At 72.1% G+C, this 24,756-nt stretch carries 13 protein-coding genes; 7 read left to right on the top strand and 6 right to left on the bottom strand.

Going from position 1 to position 24,756, the window contains the following annotated elements; genetic code table 11:
• Nucleotides 1-4: 4 nt before the first annotated feature.
• Nucleotides 5-811 (bottom strand): shikimate 5-dehydrogenase, encoded by an 807-nt coding sequence (locus tag ACLQ3K_RS20880; RefSeq protein WP_426001434.1) that lies wholly within the window; start codon nucleotides 809-811, stop codon nucleotides 5-7.
• A 78-nt stretch (nucleotides 812-889) separates the two neighbouring features.
• Here ACLQ3K_RS20880 and ACLQ3K_RS20875 point away from each other — a divergent pair, with 78 nt between their 5' ends.
• Complete coding sequence (locus ACLQ3K_RS20875) at nucleotides 890-2,182, top strand: hypothetical protein (RefSeq protein ID WP_426001389.1); 1,293 nt, start codon at nucleotides 890-892, stop codon at nucleotides 2,180-2,182.
• Here the strand turns inward: ACLQ3K_RS20875 and ACLQ3K_RS20870 are convergent.
• Nucleotides 2,157-2,975, bottom strand: coding sequence for an SIR2 family NAD-dependent protein deacylase (locus ACLQ3K_RS20870; RefSeq protein ID WP_426001388.1), 819 nt, complete (start codon nucleotides 2,973-2,975; stop codon nucleotides 2,157-2,159). The two genes, ACLQ3K_RS20875 and ACLQ3K_RS20870, sit on opposite strands and share 26 nt — an antisense overlap.
• A 308-nt stretch (nucleotides 2,976-3,283) precedes the next feature.
• Between ACLQ3K_RS20870 and ACLQ3K_RS20865 the strand changes: the two genes are divergently transcribed.
• From ACLQ3K_RS20865 to ACLQ3K_RS20855, 3 genes are read left to right on the top strand one after another with little or no spacing between them, the layout of a single operon-like run.
• A complete protein-coding gene (locus ACLQ3K_RS20865) occupies nucleotides 3,284-12,580 on the top strand; it encodes a fatty acid synthase subunit beta domain-containing protein (protein ID WP_426001387.1) in 9,297 nt (3,098 codons plus the stop codon).
• A gap of 17 nt (nucleotides 12,581-12,597) precedes the next feature.
• Nucleotides 12,598-13,023: a holo-ACP synthase AcpS gene (locus tag ACLQ3K_RS20860; protein WP_224646315.1), complete on the top strand. Its 426-nt coding sequence runs from the start codon at nucleotides 12,598-12,600 to the stop codon at nucleotides 13,021-13,023.
• Nucleotides 13,024-13,043: 20 nt separating this feature from the next.
• Entirely contained in the window at nucleotides 13,044-18,497 is a 5,454-nt protein-coding gene (locus ACLQ3K_RS20855; protein ID WP_426001385.1) for a carboxyl transferase domain-containing protein, read from the top strand.
• A 309-nt stretch (nucleotides 18,498-18,806) separates the two neighbouring features.
• Here ACLQ3K_RS20855 and ACLQ3K_RS20850 read toward each other — a convergent pair whose 3' ends face one another.
• Both ACLQ3K_RS20850 and bcp read right to left on the bottom strand, forming a co-directional pair.
• Entirely contained in the window at nucleotides 18,807-19,952 is a 1,146-nt protein-coding gene (locus tag ACLQ3K_RS20850; RefSeq protein WP_426001384.1) for an acyl-CoA dehydrogenase family protein, read from the bottom strand.
• 16 nt (nucleotides 19,953-19,968) lie between these two features.
• Nucleotides 19,969-20,442, bottom strand: a complete 474-nt coding sequence (gene bcp / locus ACLQ3K_RS20845; RefSeq protein WP_224646309.1) for a thioredoxin-dependent thiol peroxidase — start codon at nucleotides 20,440-20,442, stop codon at nucleotides 19,969-19,971.
• Between the two features lie 18 nt (nucleotides 20,443-20,460).
• Here bcp and ACLQ3K_RS20840 point away from each other — a divergent pair, with 18 nt between their 5' ends.
• The gene (locus ACLQ3K_RS20840) at nucleotides 20,461-20,856 is read left to right on the top strand and encodes a hypothetical protein (RefSeq protein WP_336671613.1); all 396 of its coding nucleotides are present in this window, start codon (nucleotides 20,461-20,463) and stop codon (nucleotides 20,854-20,856) included.
• Between the two features lie 17 nt (nucleotides 20,857-20,873).
• Here the strand turns inward: ACLQ3K_RS20840 and ACLQ3K_RS20835 are convergent, their stop codons facing one another.
• On the bottom strand, nucleotides 20,874-21,737 hold the full coding sequence (locus ACLQ3K_RS20835; protein ID WP_336671614.1) for a LysR family transcriptional regulator: 864 nt from the start codon (nucleotides 21,735-21,737) through the stop codon (nucleotides 20,874-20,876).
• 124 nt (nucleotides 21,738-21,861) lie between these two features.
• Here ACLQ3K_RS20835 and ACLQ3K_RS20830 point away from each other — a divergent pair, with 124 nt between their 5' ends.
• Nucleotides 21,862-23,196 (top strand): NAD(P)/FAD-dependent oxidoreductase, encoded by a 1,335-nt coding sequence (locus ACLQ3K_RS20830; RefSeq protein WP_426001383.1) that lies wholly within the window; start codon nucleotides 21,862-21,864, stop codon nucleotides 23,194-23,196.
• Here ACLQ3K_RS20830 and ACLQ3K_RS20825 read toward each other — a convergent pair.
• Nucleotides 23,134-24,354 (bottom strand): L,D-transpeptidase, encoded by a 1,221-nt coding sequence (locus tag ACLQ3K_RS20825; RefSeq protein WP_224646301.1) that lies wholly within the window; start codon nucleotides 24,352-24,354, stop codon nucleotides 23,134-23,136. The genes ACLQ3K_RS20830 and ACLQ3K_RS20825 overlap by 63 nt on opposite strands.
• A 99-nt stretch (nucleotides 24,355-24,453) precedes the next feature.
• On the opposite strand from ACLQ3K_RS20825, the gene ACLQ3K_RS20820 reads away from it, so the two are divergent.
• The gene (locus tag ACLQ3K_RS20820) at nucleotides 24,454-24,699 is read left to right on the top strand and encodes a hypothetical protein (protein ID WP_426001382.1); all 246 of its coding nucleotides are present in this window, start codon (nucleotides 24,454-24,456) and stop codon (nucleotides 24,697-24,699) included.
• Nucleotides 24,700-24,756: the final 57 nt, after the last annotated feature.

The following is a 24,756-nucleotide window of genomic DNA, read 5'->3' as shown; positions in this document are numbered from 1 at the left end:
CGGATCAGGCGCGCGAGTACTCCGACGCCACCCGGACCAGCTCGGGGTCGGGGCGGACGCCCGTGTAGAGCACGAACTGCTCCGCGGCCTGCAGCGCGATGACCTCCGCACCGGTGATCACCGTCGTGCCCGCGGCGCGCCCGGCCCGCACCAGCGGCGTCTCGGGCGGCATCGCCACCACGTCGAAGACGGTGTCCGCCGCCGCGACGAGCGCCGCCGGGAAGGAGAGGTCCTCGGCCGCCGGACCGCCCGCCATGCCGACGGGTGTCGCGTTGACGAGGACCCGCGCACCGTCGGGCGCCTCGGTCGCGTGTCGGAAGCCGTACAGGTCCGCGAGCGCGGAACCGGCGCCCGCGTTGCGGGCCACCACGGTCACGTCGGCGCAGCCGTGGTCGCGCAGGGCGGCGACCACCGCCTTCGCCATGCCGCCCGAGCCGCGGACCGCGACCGGCAGCGCCGGATCGACGCCGTGCGAGGCCAGCAGGGAGGCGACCGCGGCGTAATCGGTGTTGTACGCGTGCAACACGCCGCCCTCGTTGACGATCGTGTTCACCGAGTCGATCGCACTCGCCGACGGCTCCATCACGTCGACCAGCTCGATCACCGCCTCCTTGAACGGCATCGAGATCGCGCAACCCCGCACGCCGAGCGCCCGCACGCCGCCGATGGCCGCAGGCAGGTCCGAGGTGGTGAAGGCCTTGTAGAGGTAGTTCAGGCCGAGCTCGCGGTACAGGTAGTTGTGGAACCGGGTGCCGATGCTGCTGGGCCGGCCGGACAGCGACATGCACAGCACGGTGTCGCGGTCGGGCATGGCGATCGAGTCGTTCACCCCGCTCACCCTAATCCGGCGGATCGGGAACCGCGGGCGCACCTGGTGCGTCCAATTGATGTGACGGATTTCCAGGGCATCGGTCAGACCGCGTGGGAGCAGATGTCGGTCTCCGAGATACGGCACTTCGCGCGCGGGCTCTCCGGTTCTGGGGTCGCGGCGGACGCGCGTGCGATCGGCAGCGCGGGGAACTCGCACGCCGACAGCCTGGCGGAGCTGCAGCGCGACGCGGGTCTCCTGAGCGCCCGCTGGCGCGGCGAGGCCAAGGACCAGTCGTACGTCGAGATCGGCCAGTACACCGACCGCGCGTACACGAACGCCGTCGCGCTGCGCCGGCTGGTGGGCGACGTCGAGGATCTGTCCGACACCGCGACGACCACGAACGGGAAGTTCAGCGACCTGCCCGATCCGCCCTCCCGCGACGAGGTGTGGTCGAACTCCGGCTATCGGAACCAGGTCGCGGAGAGCGTGCGCAGCACCTACTCCGCGCCGGTCCAGACATCCGCGTCCACCCTGCCGCTGGGGGAGAGCCGCGGCCGCACCGACTTCCGCCACGTCGGGCCCGCGGCGACCAAGAACAACGCCGCGGGCACCGGGGCGCCGACGGAGCCGGGGACGGTGTCCCCGACCGACGGCGCCGGCACGGGCGACGGCGGGACGACGGACACGGGCACCGGTGCCGGGACCGACACGGCGGTGACCGGGACGGACCCCGTCGACACTGCGACGACGGGCACGGACACCGCCGCGGACGAGGCCGGCACCGGCACGGGAACGGGGACGGGTGGCGGCGCGGGAACGGGGAGCGGCACCGGCGGCGGCGACACCGGCGCGGGCGCGGGCGCGGGGCTCGGGAGCAGCAGCGACCCGACGACGGACGACGCGACCTACGATCCGCCGGCCGATACCGCGACGCCGTCGTCGCTGCTCTCGCCGTCCACGGGCGTGCCCCTCACGTCGGCCGCCCGCACCGGCGCCGGGCTGTCGGGGATCGGCGGCCGCGGCGACGTCGGGCGCACCGCCTCGCCGCTCGGCCTGCGGCAGGACGCCGCGGTCGCGCGATCCGCGGCGCCGCAGGTCGGCACGGGAGCGACCACCACGGGCGCGCGGCCCTCGACGGGGCCCTACGGCATGCCGGCGGCCGGCGCGGGCGCGCAGCGCGGCCAGGGCGACGGCCGCCACCGGCTGCCCGCCTACCTCATCGACCGGAAGAACGGCGAGGAGATCGTGGGCGGCATGCCGCTGGTCGGCCCCGGCGTCATCGGCCAGTGGAAGTCCGACGGTCCGCCGGACGCCCCGCGGTCGCCCGCGCCTTCGGCGCCACCCGCTACGGGCGAGTCGCGCCCGCGTTGATCGCCGCGACGAGGGCGGGCAGCGTCGTGGCCGCGGTGCCCCGCCAGTGGTACGAGGCGGCCTCGCTGAGCGGCGTGGTCTCCGGGTTGATCTCGATCACCGGGATCCCCGCCGCGAGCGCCGTCTCCGGCAGTCGCGCCGCGGGGTAGACGATGTTCGACGTGCCGATCACGAGCACCACGTCGGCCATGACCACCGCGGCCTCGGCGCGGCTCCAGGCGTCCATCGGGAGCGGCTCGCCGAACCAGACGATGCCGGGCCGCACCAGCGACAGACAGTGCATGCAGGTGGGCGGCGTGGCGCGCAGCGTCGGCTCCACGTCGGCGTCGTCGGGGAGGAACGCGTCCGACCCGAGGTAGGGCGTGCCGCAGTGCTCGCAGCGCGGCGCGAACAGGCTGCCGTGCAGGTGCGAGATGACCCGCGAGCCGGCCCGCTCGTGCAGGTCGTCGACGTTCTGCGTGACGATCGAGACGGTGCGGTGCGAGGCCAGCTCGGCGAGGGCGATATGACCGTCGTTGGGATCGGCCTGCCGCGCGACGTGCGCGCGCCACTGGTACCAGCCCCAGACCAGGGCGTTGTCGCGGCTCCAGCCGTCGACGGACGCGATCGCCTCCGGGTCGTACTGCTCCCAGAGACCCGTCTGCGCCTCGCGGAAGGTGGCGATGCCGGATTCGCGGCTCATGCCCGCGCCGGTGAGCACCGCGATGGACTCGGCGGAACGCACCAACTCCGCCACGGCGGCGGGGACGGGGATTGCGGCGGGGCGGTCGGAAGGGTGCATTCCGGGCTGCATCGGCACAGACTACCGACCGTCGACGGGGCGATGGGGTAGGTAACGATTCGATAACAACTGCTACTCGCGGGAAACATCGGTGATCGTGGTCACGTGGTGGTGGACCTGCGTGGATTCATGGGTGTATCGGCAGTCGGATACACCCGTGAATCGATATCTCCAAGCTACTCGCCGGTATACCGACTGGTTACATATCTGCACGTCAGAGGTAGTGCGAATCCTGTGGTCTCATGGAATACGGGTTTTCCGCGGGCCTGCCGCGGACGTGCCGTCATAGCGGCGCGCAGCGAGCTGATCCGAGGAGATTCATGACTGTCGACGACTTCGTCACCGCCAATGCACGCACCGCCAAGGGACCGCGAAGCAACGACGCGCTGGTGGACAGGTTGGCAGCGGGGGAGCAGTACGCGCTCACCTTCGGCGGCCAGGGCGGCCCCTGGCTGCCCGGTCTGGTCTCGCTCCTGGAGCAGACCGGCCTGGCCGACGATCCCGAGTACCGCGACCTCTTCGACGGCTTCGTCGCGCGCGCCGACAGCGTGCTCGAGCCCGTCCGCGCCGAGCTGCTCCGGGCGCAGGCCCTGACCTTCGACCCGATGCGCTGGCGCGACGCCTCGATCGCCGCCTCCGAGGCCGAGACCACCGACGAGGACGAGGACCAGGCGCAGGCCGCCGCGGGTCCGTCGGCGCGCCGGCTGCTCGCCCCGCAGGTCGACGGTGCCGTCTTCTCCGTGCCCGGCGTGCTGTTCGCGCAGCTCGTCGCCCTGTACGGCCTCGAGGCCCAGGGCCTCGACCCGTGGGACGTGCCGCCCGTCGCCGCCATCGGCCACTCGCAGGGCCTGCTCGCCGTCTCCGCCTTCGCCTCGCGCGGCAACGAGGGTGACCTCCTCGCCATCGCGCGCCTCATCGGCGCCGCGGGCCGCGTCGTCGCCCGCCGCAAGGGCCTCGTCGCCCTCGGCGGCGCCACCCCGATGATGGCGGTCACCGGCGTCCGCCGGGACAAGCTCGAGAAGCTGCTCGCCGACTTCACCGCCACCGTCGCCTTCGACGCCTGCGGCCCCGTGCTCGCTGTGCGCAACAACCGCAACTCCTTCGTGCTCACCGGCACCCCGAAGCTGCTCGCCGGCTTCCGCGAGTTCTGCGAGTCCGTCGCCGAGGCCGAGGAGGAGCAGCGCAAGGAGAAGCTCACCGGCGGCGCCGCCTTCGCGCCGAAGTTCGAGGACGTCGCGGTCGACATCGGCTTCCACCACCCCGCCCTCGCCGACGGCGTCGGCCTGGTCACGGAGTGGGCCGAGCGCTGCGGCCTCGACGCCGCCACCGCCGCCCGCCTCGCCGCGGCCGTCCTCGTGGAGCCCGTGGACTGGGTCGACGAGGTCGACGGCGCGATCGGCAAGGGCGCCCGCTGGCTGATCGACCTCGGCCCCGAGGACATCGCCACCAAGCTCTCCGCAGCCCCCGCACGCGGCCGCGGCGTCGGCCTCGTGCCCGCCACCACGCTGCGCGGCGCCCGCAACCTCTTCTCGCCCGGCGGCGTGCCGGAGCTCCCGCTCGCCTGGTCGGAGTTCTCGCCGCGCCTGGTGACCCTGCCCGACGGCCGCACCGTGCTGTCCACCCGCTTCACCGAGCTCACCGGCCGCAGCCCCATCCTGCTCGCCGGCATGACCCCGACCACCGTCGATCCCGGCATCGTCGCCGCGGCCGCCAATGCCGGCCACTGGGCCGAGCTGGCGGGCGGTGGCCAGGTGACCGAGCCGATCTTCGCCGACAACGTCGAGAAGCTGACCGCGCTCCTCGAGCCGGGCCGCGCCGCGCAGTTCAACTCGCTCTTCCTCGACCCGTACCTGTGGAAGCTGCAGCTCGGCGGCAAGCGCATCGTGCAGAAGGCCCGCGCCGCGGGCGCCCCGCTCGACGGCGTGATCATCACGGCCGGCATCCCCGAGCTGGAGGAGGCCACGGCCCTCGTCGAGGAGCTCACCGAGGCCGGCATGCGGCACGTCGCCTTCAAGCCGGGCACCGTCGAGCAGATCCGCCAGGTGGCGCGCATCGCCGCCGAGGTCCCGCAGTTCCCCGTGATCGTGCACGTCGAGGGCGGTAAGGCCGGCGGCCACCACTCCTGGGAGGACCTCGACGAGCTGCTGCTCGTGACCTACGCCGAGCTGCGCGACCGCAACAACGTCGTCCTCGCGGTCGGCGGCGGCATCGGCACGCCCGAGCTGGCGGCCCAGTACCTCTCCGGCGAGTGGTCGCGCAAGTACGGCGCCCCCGCGATGCCCGTCGACGGCATCCTCGTCGGCACCGCCGCGATGGCGACGCTCGAGGCCACGACGTCGGACGACGTCAAGCGCCTGCTCGCCGAGATCCCCGGCACCCCCGCCTGGATCGGCGCCGGCCACGCCGGCGGCGGCATGGCGTCGGGCCGCAGCCAGCTGGGCGCCGACATCCACGAGATCGACAACACCGCCTCCGCGTGCGGCCGCCTGCTCGACGAGGTCGCCGGTGACGGCGACGCCGTGGCCGAGCGCCGCGACGAGATCGTCTCCGCGATGGCCGGCACCGCCAAGCCCTACTTCGGTGACGCCGACGCGATGACCTACGCGCAGTGGCTCGAGCGCTACCTCGAGCTCTCGGTCGGCACCCGCGAGCAGCTCGCCGACGCCGACGCGAGCCGCTTCGGCGACTACGGCTGGCTGGACATCACCCACCAGGACCGCTTCCTGTCGATGCTGCACCGCGCCGAGGCGCGCCTCGCGCCCGAGGACCGCGGTCCCATCGAGACCGGCTTCGCGGACGTCACCGCGACCGACGACGCCTACGCGGCGCTCGATCGGCTGCTGCAGCGCTACCCGGAGGCGGCCGACACCCGCCTGCACCCGGCCGACGTGCCCTTCTTCGTCTCGCTGTGCCGTACCCCCGGCAAGCCGGTGAACTTCGTGCCCGTCGTCGACAAGGACGTCCGCCGCTGGTGGCGCTCCGACTCGCTGTGGCAGGCGCACTCGCCGCGCTACTCGGCCGACGAGGTGTGCATCATCCCCGGCCCGGAGGCCGTCGCCGGCATCACCCGCGTCGACGAGCCCGTCGGCGACCTGCTCAACCGCTTCGAGGCCGAGTTGGTCCGCCGCCGCCTCGGCGAGGGCGTCGTCGCGGAGGCCGTCGCCGGCCGCCGCGTCGTGCCGGGCGTCCAGTCCGTGCCGCTCGCGCGGGCCCTGGCCGCCACGAACATCCTGTGGGCCGGCCGCCTCGTGCACAGCCCGATCGCCCGCCTGGGCGCCGGCAGCACCTGGACCGTCGAGGCCGACGGTGACTCCGCCCTGCAGGCCGCCACCGGCGCCCGCCTGCGCGTGACGGGCGCGAACTCCGTCGTCCTGGAGATCCCGGTGTCGGGTACCGATCTCGTCATCCCGATCCAGGTCCCGGACAGCTGCGCCGACGGCGGCGTGCCCGTCATCGAGCTCGGCGCGGCCAGCGAGTCCATGTCGAAGCTGGTGGCTCTCGCCGCCGCGGGCGACCTGCCCGCCGTGTCCGACGGCGCCGCGACCATCGACTTCGAGTTCCGCGCCGAGGACGCCGCCGACCACGCGGCGATCACCGCGGACAGCCTTCCCGTCGGCCTGTCGGCCCTGTACGGCGACGAGCAGCTGGCCGTGCCGGACGCCTTCGTCGGCCTGTGCTGGCCCGCGTCCTTCGCCGTGGTCGGCGCCGCCACCACCGCCGAGGGCCGCCCCGTCGTCGAGGGCATGCTCGACCTGGTGCACCTCGACCACGCGATCGAGCTGGCCGCGAACCCGACGCCGGGCGCGTACCGCGCGACCGCGCGCCTCGAGGACGTGACCGCCACCGACATCGGCACCGTGGTCACCGTCGGCATCGACGTCCGCGCCCCGGGCGCCGACGCCCCGGCGGTCGTCATGACCGAGCGCTTCGCGATCCGCGGCCGCACCGGCGCCGCCGAGCTGGCCGACCCGCAGCCCGCGGGCGGCGCGCGCGGCGAGACCGCCACCGAGACCCCGCGCAAGCGACTCCGCCAGGCCGTCGTCAACGCCCCGCAGGACATGAGCGGCTTCGCCGCCGTCTCCGGCGACCACAACCCGATCCACACGTCGCAGGTCGCCGCCAGCCTGGCCGGCCTGCCCGGCCCGATCGTCCACGGCATGTGGCTCTCGGCCGCCGCGCAGCAGGTGGCCTCCGCCTCCAACGGCGACGTCATGCACCGCAAGATCCGCGGCTGGACCACGCGCTTCCTCGGCATGGTCCTCCCGGGCGACGAGGTGCAGTTCACCGTCGAGCGCGTCGGCATCGACCGCGGCGGCGAGCTGCTCGAGGTCACCGCGCGGGTCGGCGACGATCTCGTGATGGCCGCGTCGGCCGTGGCCTTCCCGGCCGTCACCGCGTACGTCTTCCCGGGCCAGGGCATCCAGGGCAAGGGCATGGGCCTGAACCAGCGCTCGCGCAGCAAGGCCGCCCGCGAGGTCTGGGACGCCGCGGACGCGCACACCCGCGAGAACCTGGGCTTCTCCATCCTCGCCGTGGTCCGCGACAACCCGCTGTCGATCCGCGCGAACGGCACCGTCTACACCCACCCCGACGGTGTGCTGTACCTGACGGAATTCACCCAGGTCGCGATGGCGACCGTCGCCTGCGCGCAGCTCGCCGAGCTCACCGAGATCGGCGCCCGCGTGGACGATCCGATCATCGCCGGCCACTCCGTGGGCGAGTACAACGCGCTGGCCTCCGCCGGCGTGCTGCCGCTCGGCACGATCCTCGAGACCGTCTTCCACCGCGGCCGCATCATGCAGCAGCTGGTGCCCCGTGACGAGCAGGGCCGCAGCCCCTACGCGATGGCCGCGCTCCGCCCGGAGCTGTTCGACGTCGACGACGCCGAGATCTCCGACTGGGTCGAGGGCAACCTCGAGGGCGCGGACGAGTTCGCCGAGATCGTCAACCTCAACCTGCGCGGCGCGCAGTACGTCGTGGTCGGCAACCAGGCCGGGCTCGACGCGCTGGAGAAGGCGATCGCCGAGCGCACGGGCAGCCCGAAGGCCTTCCAGCTGGTGCCGGGCATCGACATCCCGTTCCACTCCTCGGTCCTGCGCGACGGCGTGCCGGAGTTCGCCGCGCGCCTGCAGGAGCTGGTGCCCGCCGAGTTCGACTACACCAAGCTCGTCGGCAAGTACCTGCCGAACCTGGTCGCCCGCCCGTTCGAGCTGACCGCCGACTTCGCGGTCTCGATCCTCGACGTGGTGCCCAGCGAGCCGGTGCGTGAGCTCGTCGCCGACTGGGACGCGGCCGCCGCGAACCCGATGGCCACGGCCCGCACGCTGCTCATCGAGCTGCTGGCGTGGCAGTTCGCCAGCCCGGTCCGGTGGATCGAGACGCAGGATCAGCTGCTCATCGACACCGACCACGGCGGCCTGGGCGTCGAGCGGTTCATCGAGGTGGGCCTCGCGTCCGCCCCGACGCTGGCGAACCTCGCCAGCCGCACCCTGGCCCTGGCCTCGTACCAGCGCGCCGCCGCGACGGTGCTCAACGCTGAGCGCGACGCCGCGAAGGTCTTCGCGACCGACGAGGACGTGGAGGAGGACGAGGGCACCGACGCGCCCGCCGAGGCCGCGGCGCCCGCCGCTGCCGCCCCGGCCGCAGCACCCGCTGCCGCACCGGTGGCGAGCGCACCGTCGGGCGGCCCCCGCCCGGCCGACCTCGGCTTCGACGCCGCGGACGCCACCCGCGCCATGATCGCGATCTGGACCAAGATGCGTCCGGACCAGCTGGAGAAGACCGACACCATCGAGACGCTGTGCGACGGCGTGAGCTCGCGCCGCAACCAGCTGCTCCTCGACCTGGGCAGCGAGCTCAACCTCGGCGCCATCGACGGTGCCGCGGAGGCCGACCTGCCCACGCTGGCCGGCACCGTCACCAAGCTGGCGCGCACCTACAAGCCGCTCGGCCCGGTGCTCTCGGAGACCGTCGGCAACCAGCTGCGCAAGCTGCTGGGCTCCACCGGCAAGCGCCCGAACTACATCACCGAGTACGTCACCGGCACGTGGGAGCTCGGCCCGGGCTGGGCCCAGCACACCGTGCTCGCACTGGCCACCGGCACCCGCGAGGGCGCGTCGGTCCGCGGCGGCGACCTCGCGACGCTGCTCGACGGTGCCGTCTCCAACGCGGCCGCGCTCGACGCGCTGATCGACCGCGCGGTCGCCGAGGTCGGCGCCGCGCAGGGCGTGCCCGTCGGCAAGCCCTCCGCCGGCGGCGGGGGCGGCGGCGCGACGGTCGACGCCGCGGCGCTCGCCGAGTTCACCTCCGCGATCACGGGGGAGGACGGCGCGCTCGCCACGTCGGCCCGCGTGCTGCTGCAGAAGCTGGGCCTGGGGACCGTCGAGGGCGGACTGCCCTCGCTCGACGACGAGTCGGAGCGGCTCGCTGCGCTGATCGCCACCGAGCTGGGCGACGACTGGGCGAACGCGGTCGCGCCGGCGTTCGACGCCAACAAGGCCGTCCTCATCGACGACCGCTGGGCCAGCGCCCGCGAGGACCTGCTCCGCGTGTGGAACATGGACCCGGCGACCTTCCCGACCTACAGCAAGCACATCCTGGAGACCGCCAAGGGCGCCGGCAAGGCGCTGCAGGACCAGGCGCAGTGGTGGGAGAAGAAGGCCACCGAGGCCGGCCGCACCGAGCACGCCCGGGCGTACGCCTTCCTCTCCGGCCTGGCCAAGAGCAGCCCGGAGCCGGGCGTCTACGCGGGTGAGGTCGCCGTCGTCACGGGCGCCTCCGCCGGGTCGATCGCCGCGGCCGTGGCCGCGCGCCTGCTCGCGGGCGGCGCGACGGTGATCGCGACGACCAGCCGGCTCGACGACAAGCGCCTCGACTTCTTCAAGGAGCTGTACCGCACCAGCGCCCGGACCGACGCCGCCCTGTGGATCGTCCCGGCGAACATGGCGAGCTACGCCGACGTCGACGGGCTCGTCGAGTGGATCGGTGAGCGCCAGGCCGAGACCGTGGGCCCGTACACCACGGTCCACAAGGAGGCCCTGGTCCCGACGATGCTGTTCCCGTTCGCGGCGCCCCGCGTCTCGGGCGACATGTCGGACGCCGGGCCGCGCGCCGAGCTCGAGATGAAGATCCTGCTGTGGTCGGTCGAGCGGCTCATCGCCGGCCTCGCCGCCATCGGCAAGGACACCGACCTGGCCTCGCGGCTGCACGTCGTGCTCCCGGGCTCCCCGAACCGCGGCATGTTCGGCGGCGACGGCGCCTACGGCGAGTCGAAGGCCTCCCTGGACGCCCTCGTCACCCGCTGGAACGCCGAGAAGTCCTGGTCGGAGCGGGTCACCCTGGCCCACGCGATCATCGGCTGGGTCCGTGGCACGGGCCTCATGGGCGGCAACGACCCGCTGGTCGAGGCCGTCGAGGCGGCCGGCGTGCGCACCTGGTCGACCTTCGAGATGGCCGACAAGCTGCTCGCGAACGCCAGCGCCGAGGCGCGGGAGCGGGCCGCGACGGCCCCGCTGTTCGACGACCTCACCGGCGGCCTGGGCGGTGTGAACCTGGACATGAAGGCGCTCGCCGAGCAGGCCATGGAGGCCCGCCTCGCCGAGGCCGCCGAGGCCGAGGACGAGGGCACCATCGCGGCCCTCCCCGGTGCCCCGGTCGCCACGCTGCGCGAGCCGGACTGGGACGCCATCGCGGCCCGGCCCGAGGACATGGTCGTCATCGTCGGCGCCGGCGAGGTCGGCCCGTACGGCAGCTCGCGCACCCGCTTCGAGATGGAGGTCGACGAGCGGCTCTCCGCCGCGGGCGTCGCCGAGCTCGCCTGGGTGACCGGCATGATCACCTGGGAGAACGACCCGGAGCCGGGCTGGTACGACGCCGAGTCGGGCGACCTGGTGCCCGAGGCCGAGCTGGCCGACAAGTACCACGACGCGGTCGTGGAGCGCTGCGGCATCCGCGAGTTCAGCGACGACGGCGACATCATCGACCAGACGGCTCCGCTGCTGGTGTCCGTCTTCCTGCCCGAGGACATGTCCTTCGTGGTGGCGAACGAGGCGGAGGCCCGCGCCTTCGTCGACGCCGATCCGGAGAACACCGTCGCCGTGCCGATGGAGACGGGGGAGTGGCGGATCACCCGCAAGGCCGGCACCGAGATCCGCGTGCCGCGCCGCACCAAGCTGCTGCGCAGCGTCGGCGGGCAGATCCCGGACGGCTTCGACCCCACGCACTGGGGCATCACGCCCGAGATGATCGAGTCGGTCGACCGCCTGGCCCTGTGGAACCTGGTCGCCACCGTCGACGCCTTCATCTCCGCGGGCTTCGAGCCGGCCGAGCTGATGGAGTACGTGCACCCCTCGCACGTCGCCAACACGCAGGGCACGGGCATGGGCGGCATGAGCTCGATGCGCGACCTGTTCATCAACACCCTGCTGGGCGAGCCGAACCAGAACGACATCCTGCAGGAGGCCCTGCCGAATGTCGTCGCCGCGCACGTCGTGCAGAGCTACATCGGCAGCTACGGCGCGATGATCCACCCCGTGGCGGCCTGCGCCACGGCGGCGGTCTCGGTCGAGGAGGGCGTCGACAAGATCAAGGTCGGCAAGGCCCTGTTCGCGGTGACCGGCGGCTTCGACGACCTGTCGATCGAGGGCATCACCGGCTTCGGCATGATGCAGGCCACCGCGGACAGCGAGAAGATGCTGGCCAAGGGCATCAGCCCGCGCCGCTTCTCCCGCGCCAACGACCGCCGTCGCGGCGGCTTCGTCGAGTCGAACGGCGGCGGCACCGTCCTCCTGGCCCGCGGCGACGTCGCGGCGAAGATGGGCCTGCCAGTGCTCGGCGTGGTGGCCTGGGCGCAGAGCTTCGGCGACGGCGTGCACACCTCCATCCCGGCGCCGGGCATGGGCGCGCTGTCCGTGGCCGCCGGCGGCCCGGAGGCCCCGATGGCCCGCAGCCTGCGGCAGCTGGGTGTCGCGGCGGACGACGTCTCGATCATCAGCAAGCACGACACGTCGACCAACGCGAACGACCCGAACGAGGCGAACCTGCACGAGCGGATCGCCGCGTCGATCGGTCGCTCCGAGGGCGCCCCGATGTTCGTGGTCTCGCAGAAGTCGCTGACGGGTCACGCCAAGGGCGGCGCCGCCGCCTTCCAGCTGATCGGCATGTGCCAGATGCTCAACGAGCAGGTGCTCCCGCCGAACCGCAGCCTCGACTGCGTCGACGACGAGATGCGGAAGTTCCCGCACCTCGTCTGGCTGCGGGAGACGCACCGGTTCGACGAGGGCTTCCGTCCCAAGGCGGGCCTGCTGACCTCGCTCGGCTTCGGCCACGTCTCGGGCCTCATCGCGGTCGTGCACCGCGACGCCTTCCTGGCCTCGCTCGACCCGGCGGCGCGCGCCGAGTACCTGGCGGCGGCGCGGGAGCGCGAGGTCGCGGGTCGGCGCGCGGTGCTCTCGGCGATGTGCGGCCGGTCGGGCCTGTACCGCAAGCCCCCGGCGGGCCGGCGCTTCGGTGCCGACGCGACCTCGGAGGCGACGGACCGGACCGAGGCGGCCCTGCTGCTCGACGAGGCCGTGCGGCTGGGACCCGACGGCACGTACTGCGCCGACGGATGCCGGTAGCCCGATAGGCTTCCGCCATGGCCGTGGTGGGAGTCGGGATCGACGTGGTGCACGTGCCCGGGTTCGCGGAGCAACTCGCGCAACCCGGGACCACGATGCTCTCGTCGTTCAGTCCCGCCGAACGACGGGACGCCGCGGGCGACGTGCGCTCTCTGGCCGCCCGGTGGGCGGCCAAAGAGGCCGTCTTCAAGGCGTTCTCGTCGGGCTTCTACGCCCAGCGGCCGGCCGAGAAGGAGGTCGGCGCGCGGGAGGTGGAGGTGGTCTCCGATGCTTGGGGACGCCCGGCGGTACGGGTGTACGGCCGCATAGCGGCCGATCTCGGGCCGGGTGCGACGATCCATGTGTCACTCACCCACGACGGTGACACCGCGGCGGCGTTCGCGGTGATCGAGAGAACTGAAGAGCGCGACGGTCCGGTAGGGACCGAGTCGCGCACCGGATAGAGCCGAAAGGGAACAAGCGAGTGTTCAGCCGAATCGCCATCGTGAACCGAGGTGAGGCCGCGATGCGCCTCATCCACGCGGTCCGCGACCTGGCCGCCGAGACCGGGCAGCAGATCGAGACCGTCGCCCTCTACACCGACGTCGACCGCACTGCGACCTTCGTCCGCGAGGCCGACATCGCGTACGACCTGGGGCCTGCCGCTGCGCGGCCGTACCTCAACTACGAGCTGCTCGGCACGGCCCTGCAGGAGACCGGCGCCGACGCGGCGTGGGTCGGCTGGGGCTTCGTCGCCGAGGATCCCGTCTTCGCGGAGAAGTGCGCCGAGGTCGGCGTGACCTTCGTCGGCCCGAGCCCCGAGGCGATGCGGCAGCTCGGCGACAAGATCGGCGCCAAGCTGATCGCCGAGGAGGTCGGCGTCCCCGTCGCGCCGTGGAGCCGCGGCCCCGTCGAGACGCTCGAGGACGCCAAGGCCAAGGCCAAGGACATCGGCTACCCCCTCATGCTCAAGGCCACCGCCGGCGGCGGCGGTCGCGGCATCCGCATGGTCGCCTCGGACGCCGATCTCGAGGACGCCTACCTGCGCACCCGCGACGAGGCCGAGCGCGCCTTCGGCAGCGGCGTCGTCTTCCTCGAGCGCCTGGTCACCGGTGCCCGCCACGTCGAGGTGCAGGTCATCTCCGACGGCGAGGCCGCGTGGGCCCTCGGCGTGCGCGACTGCTCCGTGCAGCGCCGCAACCAGAAGGTCATCGAGGAGTCCGCCTCCCCGGTGCTCGGCCCCGAGCAGGTGCAGCGGCTCAAGGAGTCCGCGGAGCGCCTCGCCATCAAGGTCGGCTACCGCGGCGCCGCCACCGTCGAGTTCCTCTACCACCCGGGCGACGACCTGCTCGCCTTCCTCGAGGTGAACACCCGCCTCCAGGTGGAGCACCCGATCACCGAGGTCACCAACGACTTCGACCTGGTCCGCGCGCAGCTGCACGTCGCCTCGGGCGGCAAGCTCGACGGCGAGCGCCCCGTCGAGCGCGGCCACGCCATCGAGGCCCGCCTCAACGCCGAGGATCCGGACCGCGACTTCGCGCCCGCCCCCGGCCGCATCGCGCTGCTGGACCTGCCCGCGGGCCCCGGCATCCGCATCGACACGGGCGTCTCCCAGGGCGACACCATCCCCGCCGACTTCGACTCGATGATCGCCAAGGTCATCGCGTACGGCAGCGACCGCGACCAGGCGCTCGGCCGCCTGCGCCGCGCCATGAACGAGACCCGCGTCATCATCGAGGGCGGCGCCACCAACAAGAGCTTCGTGCTCGACCTGCTGAACCAGCCCGAGGTGATCGACGGCAGCGCCGACACCGGCTGGATCGACCGGGTCCGCGGCGAGGGCCGCCTGGTCGCCGACCGCCACACGTCGGTGGCGCTGGCCTCCGCGGCGATCGACGCCTACGAGGACGAGGAGCGCGCCGAGCTCACCCGCCTGCTCACGACCGCGTCGGGCGGCCGCCCGCAGGTGCAGCACGAGAGCGGCACCCCGCTGGACTTCAAGCTCCGCGGCGCGAGCTACCGCGTCCGCGTCGCCCGCACCGGCGCCCACAACTTCCGGCTCGTCATCGACACCGGCGCGGAGACCCGCACCGCCGACGTCGACCTGGAGCGCTTCGACAACCACACCGGCCAGGCCGTGGTCAACGGCGTCCGGTACCGGCTCACCACCGGCACGCACGGCCCCGTCCACGTGGTCGACGTGGACGGCGTCACCCACCGCGTCAGCCGCGACGAGGGCGGCGTGGTCCGCTCGCCCGCGCCGGCGCTCGTGGTCGCCGTCCCGGTCGCCGTCGGCGACGAGGTCGAGGCCGGTGCGCCGATCCTCGTCCTCGAGTCGATGAAGATGGAGACGGTGCTCCGCTCGCCCTTCTCGGCGCGCCTCAAGGAGTGCGCGGTCACCGTCGGCAGCCAGGTCGAGGCGGGCGCGCCGCTGCTGCGCCTCGAGCCCCTCGGCGACGGCGACGAGGAGGCCGCCGGCAGTGCCGCCGGTCCCATCGACCTGCCGGCGGAGCCCGCGCAGGTGGGCGCCGTCGAGCGCGCCGCCGCGGGCCGCGACGCCCTGCGCAGCCAGCTGCTGGGCTACGACGTCGACCCGGCCGACGAGAGCCGTCTGCTCGACGAGTACCTCGTGGACCGCGTCGCCGCGGAGCTCGAGGGCGCCGCTCCCGCCGGCGCGGAGCTCGCGCTGGCCGGCGTCTTCGCCGATCTCGCCGAGCTGGGCCTGCGCCGCTCGGTGGGCGGGGACGACGAGGTGCACAGCCCCCGCGAGCACTTCCACACCTACCTCCGCAGCCTCGACGCCGACCGCGCCGGACTGCCGGACTCCTACCGGGCCAAGCTCGCCGCGGCCCTCGGCCACTACGGCGTCGCCGAGCTCGACCGCACGACCGACCTCGAGTCGGCCGTCTTCCGCGTCTTCCTGGCGCAGCAGCGGCCCAAGGTCGGCGTCCGCGCCATCACCGCGCTGCTGCGCAAGTGGCTGCGCGAGCCGGCACCGTCGGTCGAGGAGGGCGGCGACGCGCGCGCCGTGCTCGAGCGGCTCATGGACGCGACGCAGTCGCGCTACCCGGTGATCGCCGACCTCGCCCGCGGCGTGGTCTTCGCCTGGTTCGGTCAGCCGCTGCTGCGCGGCAACCGCGAGGGCGTGTACTCGGCGGTCCGTGCGCACCTGACGCACCTCGACCAGAACCCCACGGCCGCAGACCGTTCCGACCGGGTCGCGGAGATGGTGCGCAGCACCGAGCCGCTGGTCCTGCTCCTGGGCGAGCGCCTGGCGGGGGATCACCCCACCGACAACGCGGTCATGCTCGAGGTCCTCACCCGCCGCTACTACGGCAACAAGGGCCTCGCCGAGGTCCGCACGCAGGACGTCGCGGGCACGGAGTGGGTCGTCGCCGAGCGCGACGGTGCCCTGCTCGCCTCCGCCGCCGTGGCCTACGACGGGCTCAGCGACGCGGTCGCCGGGCTGGCGCAGGTCGCGGAGGGCGCGGCGTCGGTCGACGCCGATATCTACCTCAGCTGGGAGCAGCAGCCCGAGGACCAGGACGAGATGGTGGCGGCCTTCGACAGCGTGCTGTCGGCGCACCCGCTGCCGGCGCAGGTCCGGCGCGTGACGATCACCGTCGCGGGCAGCGGCGGCGCGGTCATGCACCACCACTTCACGTTCCGCGCCGCGACCAACGGGGTCGTCGAGGACCGCCTGATCCGCGGCCTGCACCCGTACATCGCGCAGCGCATGCAGCTGGAGCGGCTTCGCCGCTTCGACCTGACGCGCCTCACCTCGTCGGACGACGAGGAGGTGTACCTCTACCGCGCGGTCGCCAAGGAGAACCCGGCCGATGACCGCCTGGTCGCCTTCGCCCAGGTCCGTGACCTGGCCGCCGTCCGCGACGGCGAGGGCCGCCTGCTGGCGCTGCCGACCGCGGAGATCGCGCTCGCCACGTGCGTGGACTCGATCCGCCGGGCACAGGCCGCCCGCCCCAGCGCGAAGCGGCTGCCCACCAACCGGATCGTCATGTACATCTGGCCGCCGGTGGACCTCAGCGACGCGGAGCTGGAGGCGCTCGCCGGCCACATCGGGTCGACCACGGTCGGCGCGGGCCTCGAGGAGGTGCTGCTCATCGGCCGTCGCCGCGACGCGGCGTCCGGCGAGCTCGTCAAGACCGAGGTGCGGGTGTCCTTCAGCCCCACCGGTCGTGCCGACCTGCACATCGGCGAGCCGGTCGAGGACACCGTCGAGCCGATCGACGGCTACCGCCAGAAGGTGCTGCGCGCCGCGAGCCGCAACACCGTCTACCCGTACGAGCTGACCGCCGCGCTGGGCGATTTCGTCGAGTACGAGCTGGCCGAGGGCGACATCGCCGACGTGCTGGTGCCCACCGACCGGCCGAAGGGCCGCAACACCGCGGGCATCGTGGTCGGCGTCATCTCGACCGCGACCGAGCTGTACCCGGAGGGCGTCAAGCGCGTTCTGCTGCTGGGCGATCCGACCAAGTCGCTGGGCGCGCTCGCCGAGGCGGAGTGCCGCCGGATCAGCGCGGCGATCGACCTCGCGCACCGGATGGAGCTGCCCGTCGAGTGGTACGCGCTCTCCGCGGGTGCCCGCATCTCGATGGACTCGGGCACCGAGAACATGGACTGGGTCGCGGCGGCGCTGAAGAAGATCGTCGAGTTCACGCAGCAGGGCGGCGAGATCAACATCGTCTCCGCGGGCATCAACGTGGGCGCGCAGCCGTACTGGAACGCCGAGGCGACGATGCTCATGCACACCAAGGGCGTGCTGATCATGACGCCGGAGTCGGCGATGGTGCTCACCGGCAAGCAGTCGCTGGACTTCTCCGGCGGCGTCTCGGCGGAGGACAACTTCGGCATCGGCGGCTACGACCGCATCATGGGCCCGAACGGCCAGGCGCAGTACTGGGCGGCGGATCTCATGGGCGCGCACCAGATCCTGATGGGGCACTACGCGCACACCTACATCGCCCCCGGCGAGCAGGCGCCGCGTCGTGCCGCGACCACGGACCCGTCCGATCGCGACATCACGACGTTCCCGCACGTGCTCGCCGACAGCGACTTCACGACCGTCGGCGACATCTTCTCCGCGGAGAAGAACCCGGACCGCAAGAAGCCCTTCGACATCCGCACCGTGATGCGCGCGCTGTCCGACCAGGACCACGAGGTGCTCGAGCGCTGGGCCGGCATGGCCGACGCCGAGACCGCGGTCGTGCAGGACGTGCACATCGGCGGCATCCCGGTCTGCCTGCTCGGCATCGAGTCGAAGTCGGTGCCGCGCCTGGGCTTCCCGGCGACGGACGGCCCGGACACCTACACCGCCGGCACGTTGTTCCCGCAGTCGTCGAAGAAGGCGGCGCGCGCGATCAACGCGGCGAGCGACAACCGGCCGCTGGTCGTGCTCGCCAACCTCTCGGGCTTCGACGGTTCGCCGGAGTCGCTGCGCAAGCTCCAGCTGGAGTACGGCGCCGAGATCGGCCGCGCGATCGTCAACTTCTCGGGCCCGATCGTGTTCTGCGTGATCTCGCGGTACCACGGCGGCGCGTTCGTGGTGTTCAGCAAGCAGCTGAACCCGAACATGACGGTGCTGGCCATCGAGGGCTCCTTCGCCTCGGTGCTCGGCGGCGCCCCCGCGGCCGCGGTGGTGTTCTCGGGCGAGGTCAACTCCCGCACCGGCAACGACGCGCGGGTCAAGGACCTCGAGGCGCAGGTCGCCGAGGCCACTGGCACCGAGCGCGCGGCGCTGCTCGCCGAGCTCGACGAGGTGCGGGGCTCCGTCCGCGCCGAGAAGCTGGGCGAGGTCGCCTCCGAGTTCGACGGGGTGCACAGCATCCGTCGCGCCGTGGAGGTCGGCTCGGTCGACGAGATCATCGCCGCCGCCGACCTGCGCCCGAAGATCATCTCGGTGATCGAGGCCGCGCAGTAGGACTCACGCTCGAAGGGCACCGTCGGGAATCCCGACGGTGCCCTTCGTCGTTCCGGCCGCGTCGACGCCTCCCGCGGGGACTTCGTCCTCGACAGTGGGTGGCAATCCGATGCTCGGTGAAGACTCCCCGCGGGAGCCCGAGGTGCCTCGCACGGCGCTCTCGGATTCTGTCCGGCTCGGACATGCTGTCCGATCCGGACAGAATTCGAGAGTCGTGCGGCCGGAACCCTGTGGCACCCGTCGTACCCGCCGAGAAACGACGAACGGCCGGGGCGCGCCCTGCGCACCTCGGCCGTTCGTCGTCGAAAATTACAGCGCCAGGTCGCGCCCGATGATCTCCTTCATGATCTCGGACGAGCCGGCCCAGATGCGGGTGACGCGGGCGTCCATCCACGCGCGGGCGGCGCGGTACTCGCGCATGTAGCCGTAGCCGCCGTGCAGCTGCACGCAGGAGTCCAGCACCTTGTTCTGGATCTCGGCGGAGATGTACTTGACCTTCGCGGCGTCGACGGCGGTCAGCGTGCCCTCGGCGTGCGCGAGCACGGCCTGGTCGACGTAGGCCTGCGCCATCTCGATCTGGGTCACCAGGTCGGCCAGCAGGAACTTGTTGTGCTGGAACGAGCCGATCGAGGCGCCGAAGGCCTTGCGCTCGCGGGCGTACTCGATGGTCTCGGCCAGGATCTGCTTGGCGTGCGCCACGTTGCCCACCGCGGAGCCGATGCGCTCCTGGGGCAGCTTCTCCATCATGTGGTAGAAACCGCGGTCCACCTCGCCGATGAGGGCGCTGGCGGGGACCCGCAGGTCCGAGTAGAAGAGCTCCGCGGTGTCGGCCTCGGGCTGACCCACCTTGTCGAGCTTGCGGCCCCGCTCGAAGCCCGGCAGCGAGCAGTCCACGGCGAACAGCGAGATGCCGCGGGCCTTGGCCTCCGGGTTGGTCTTCGCGGCGATCACCGCGACGTCGCAGGTGTAGCCGTTGGTGATGAAGGTCTTGGAACCGTTGAGGATCCAGTCGTCGCCGCTGCGCACCGCCGTGGACTTGATCCCGGCCAGATCGGAACCCGCGGACGGCTCGGTCATGCCAATCGCGGCCACGGCCTCGCCGGCGGCGATGGCGGGCAGCCACTGCTGCTTCGCCTCGTCGGTGCCCAGGCGCACGATGTACGGCGTGGTGATGTCGAAGTCGATGCCCACCGAGCTCGCGAAGGCCATCGAGACCTTGGCCAGCTCCTCCTGCGCGATGGCGTTGAAGCGGTAGTCGTCCGCCTCGCCGCCGCCGTACGACTCCGGGATCTCCAGTCCGAGGACGCCCTGCTCGCCGAGACCGCGCCACACGTCGCGGGCGATCAGCTTGTCGTCGATGTACTGCTCGGCGTGCGGCAGCACCTGCTTCTGCAGGTAGTCCCGGACCGCCGAGCCGAACTGCAGGTGGTCCTCGGAGTAGATGGTGCGTTCCACGTCGGTGGGTTCCTCTCTAGAGCTTCAGGTCGCGGCGCAACTTGGCGACATGGCCGGTCGCGCGCACGTTGTACTGCGCCACCTCGATGGTGCCGTCCGCGCCGATGACGAACGTCGACCTGATGACGCCCGTCACGGTCTTGCCGTACATCATCTTCTCACCGAAGGCCCCGTATTCGGTAAGCACCTGCTTATCCGGATCGGAGAGGAGCGGAAATGTGATCGAGTCGCGCTCCTGGAACTTCTTGAGCTTCTCCGGCTTGTCGGGGGAGATGCCCAGCACGGTGAGCCCGGCGTCGGCGAAATCGGAGAGGTTGTCGCGGAAATCGCAGGCCTGCTTGGTGCAGCCCGGCGTCATCGCAGCGGGGTAGAAGTAGAGGACAACCCGCTGGCCACGGTAGTCGGCGAGCGAAACAGGCTTGCCGTCCTGGTCCGGCAAAGTGAAAGAAGGTGCATTAACTCCCGGCTCCAGCCGCGCAGATGTAGTCATGCAGTTACCGTATCTGGCATGGCCACACAGGACGACACCTCCGGAGCTACCGGCGCAGCCGGCGGCCGGGGTCGCACGAGGATCCGCAACCTGGCGAGCGCTGCGCTCAACGCCGACGTCACCATCGATCAGGCGACGGCGATGCTCGACGGTCTGGGCACGACCATGGAGAACATGGACCGGACGATGACCGACTTCGATTCGACGTTGGTCCGCATGAACCGCGACCTCGAGGAGTTCGAGCGCCTGATGTCGGCGATCGCCGCGACGGTCGCGCGCACCGACGCGGCCATCACGAAGGTCAATGCACTGCTCAGTGCTCCCAACGCGGTGCTCTCGGTCGCGGAGAAGGCGATCGCGGGACCGGTCGACACCGTCGGGGCGCTGAGCCGGAGGTTCCTGCACCGCGACTGACCGCGACCGGCGCGCGGCTACCGGCGGTATCCGTTCGACAGCCCCACCAGCAGCTCCGCCACCAGTGGGTTCGGTGTGGCGTCGGTGCGCAGCACCGCGGACACGGGCAGCGTGAAGCCCGGCGCCGGCCGGCTCGCGATGCCGGGCTGGCGCGGGTCCTCGTACAGCAGCGTCCACCCCTCGGGGTTGTTGATCAACTCGAAGGCGACGGGGTGGTCGTCGCGGATCTCGGGGCCGAGCCGCACCTCCAGCCCGTCGGCGGTGAAGACCTTGTCCACCAGCCGGTGCAGCAGCACCTGCTGGTGCGGGGGCGGCAGGAGCAGCGGGTACTGCGCCAGCTCCGTGGTCGACGGTGCCCGGCCGAGGGCCGCGAGGGGATGCCGCGTGGAGAAGGCGATGAGCGGGTTGTCCACCCACAGCGGCTCCAGGTAGAGGCCGGGCTCGTCCAGGCGGCCGCGGATGAGCGCGAGGTCGGCCTCGCCCGACTTCACCGCGGCGATGCGCTGTGCGAAGGGCTTGATGAGGAAGTCGATCTCCGCGCCCGGGTGCCGCTCGCGCACGTCGGAGGCGGCGGCCAGCGCGGATCGGGCGAACGACATGTTCGCCGCGAGCCGGATCCGGTCCGGCCGCGGGCGCACCGCGTCGATCGCCTCGTCCCGCTGCCGGAGCAGTTCGCGGGCGCGGGGGAGCAGGGACTCGCCGGCGTCGGTGAGGCGGACGCGTCGCCCGGCCCGCTCGAAGAGCTCGGCGCCCAGCTCCTTCTCGAGGGTCGCGATCTGGTGGCTCACCGCCGACTGCGAGACGAAGCACTGCTTGGCCGCGCGCGAGAAGCCGCCGTGATCGGCCACCGCGACGAGGTACTCGAGCTGCCGGAATTCCATACCGCCATTGTATGAACAGATGCGATGGATCGCATCATCAGGACGGTGATCTACCAGGTTGAAGCGTGATCATCCATGCACCAATCTGGTAGTAGACAACGACGTCTTGAAGGAGGAGAAGATCATGCGCAGCACCCACGTCGTGGTGATCGGCTCGGGATTCGGCGGCCTCGCCGCCGCGAAGCAGCTGGCCAAGTCGGACATCGAGACCACCCTCATCTCGGCGAACGGCACCCACCTCTTCCAGCCCCTGCTCTACCAGGTGGCCACCGGCGTCACCGTCGGCGAGCGCATCGCGCCCCCGATCGCCGAGGTGCTGCGCCGGCGCCGCACCGTCGACGTCGTGACCGGCTACGTCACCGAGGTCGACGCCGAGCGCAAGGTGGTCACCTACGCGACCGCCGACGGCATCGAGCAGATCGGCTACACCTACCTCATCGTCGCCGCGGGCGCCGCGCAGGCGTACTTCGGCCACGACGAGTGGGCCGACCGCACCTTCGCCCTCAAGACCCTCGAGGACGCAGAGAACCTCCGGACTCGGCTGCGCGCCGCCTTCGACGCACCCGCCGAGAGCCCCGCGCGCACCGTCGTCGTGGTCGGCGCCGGCGCCACGGGCGTCGAGGTCGCGGGCCAGGTCGCCGAGCTCGCGCGCCGCTTCCACGACGACGCCGAGATCCGCATCCACCTGGTCGAGGGCGCCGACGACGTGCTGCCCTTCTACGGCGGCACCCTCTCGGGCTACACCCTCGCCGCGCTGGAGAAGGCGGGCGTCACGGTGCACACCGGCACGTTCGTCACCGCGATCGAGGACGACGTCGTCACCGTCAAGGACAAGGCGGGCGTCGAGCGCGAGATCGCCGCGGGCACCGTCGTCTGGTCGGCGGGCGTCAAGGCCACCCCGCTCGCGGGCGTGATCGCCGAGGCCACCGGCTGCGAGACCGACCGCAACGGCCGCCTCCTCATCAACCGCGACCTCACGGTCGGCGGCCGGGCCGACGTCTTCGCCCTGGGCGACATGACCAACCTGAACGGCCTGCCCGGGCAGAGCCCCGTCGCCATGCAGCAGGGTCGCCACGCCGCGGACATCATCCGTGGGAAGGCTGGCCCCGGCACGCACTTCCGCTACCTCGACAAGGGCAGCATGGCGATGATCGACACCCCGCACGCCGTCATCCAGCCGCCGCTCGGGCTGCCCGGCCTCACCGGCATCGTCGCGTGGGCCGGCTGGCTGGCCGTGCACCTGTACTACCTGGCGGGCATGGGCAACCGCGTCGCGGTGCTCCGCGACTGGCTGCGCGCCTTCGTCGGCGCCGCCCGGCCCGGCTTCGCCGCCACCGCCGCGCTGCCCGACGGTGCGCCGACGGTGACCGTCGGAGCCCCGGAGGCGGGGGAGGAGCTACCCGGCGGACTTGGCGTTGCCGGCACGCCAGACGGACCACGGCAGGTTCCAGTCGCCTAGTCCGTCCGTGCCCTCGAGCACGGGCCCCGAGGTGTCCGTGACCTTCACGATGTCGCCGCGCTTGGTGTTCTGCAGGAACCACAGGGCGTTCTCAGTGCTCACGTTGAGGCAGCCGTGGCTCACGTTGGTGGAGCCCTGCTGGTTCACCGACCACGGGGCGCTGTGCAGGTAGATGCCGCTGTAGGACATCTGCACGGCGTAATCGACCAGCGTGCGGTAGCCGTTGGGGGAGTTCACCGGAACGCCGTAGGTCGACGAGTCCATGATCATGTTCTCGCGGTGATCGCCGATGAGGTAGACGCCGTTCGGGGTCTCGTTGCCGGGGCCGCCCATCGAGGTGGGCATCGTCTTGATGAGCTTGCCGTTCTTCGTGACGCGGACGATCTTGTCCTTGTCGGAGACGGTGGTGATCACCTCGTCGCCCACGGTGAACCGGGTGGAGGCGTCCTTCTGGCCGAAGGTGCCGCCGCCGAGGTCCACGCCGTAGATCTTCACGTCCACGCTGACCTTGGTGCCCGGCTTGAAGTAGCTCTCCGGGCGCCAGCGCACCTCGGACGGGCTGATCCAGTAGAAGGCGCCCTCGACCGGCGGATCGGTGACGATCTTGATCGCGCGCTGCGCGGCCATCCGGTCGGCGATGCGCTCGTCGAACTTCACACCCACGGTCTGACCGACGCCCACCGTCGAGTTGTCGGCGGTGGTGAAGTATGCCTGCGCCAGGTTGTTCGGCGACTGCGTGCTGAAGGTCTCGTTCGCGACGTTGACGCCGCCGATGCCGTTGGCCTCGGCCCGCAGCTTGTAGGTCTTGTTGTAGCCCAGCGGCTCGGCGTTGATCCAGGAGCGGCCGTCCTCGGCGAGCTTGCCGGCCACCTCCTTGCCGTCCGCGTTCGTCATCACGACCCTGGTCAGCGTGCCGCCGCTCGCGCTCACCTTCACGGGGACGCCGGGCTGCACGTCGAGCGCGCCGTTGCGCACGCTGGAGGTGATCTGCGGGCGCAGCAGGTCGAAGAAGGGCGTCGAGTCGGTGATCTTCTGGCTCTCGTCCGGCAGCGCCGCGTCGCCGGTCGACGACGTGCATCCGGCGATCAAGGCGGCGGAGACGAGCAGTGCCGTCACCGCCGTCGGGATACGTCGATACACGGCGGGACGGTTGCGCATGGCTCAGCTCCAGAAAGGCTCAGTCGGATTCGGTCCATGGGACCGATTGATCCCGATTCTACCGGTCCCGCGGAGGGCGCTGCCGGTACGGTGCGGGGTGTGAGCGACGACGGTGACCGGCCCGATTCCGGAGCGCAGAACGACGGTGACCGCCCGTCGGGGCCGTGGGGCGACAAGGGCTACAACAAGCTGGCGCTGGGGCTCGCGATCGGCGTGGTCTTCGGCGCGAGCATCGGGACGGCGCTGGGGAATCCCGGGCTGGGCATCGGGATCGGCCTCGCCCTGGGCATCGCGTTCGCCATGGCCTTCGGCTACGGGGCCGGTAAGGATGACGAGGCCGACTGACTCGCCGGCCCCGTCGTCCCGACTTGGGTGAGAGCCTGGGGAGAACGCTGCGGGCGG

Source organism: Tsukamurella sp. DT100 (assembly GCF_049844855.1).
Lineage (GTDB): Bacteria > Actinomycetota > Actinomycetes > Mycobacteriales > Mycobacteriaceae > Tsukamurella.
The sequence above is the reverse complement of the archived record's forward strand: the minus strand, read 5'-3'. Positions and strand labels throughout refer to the sequence as shown.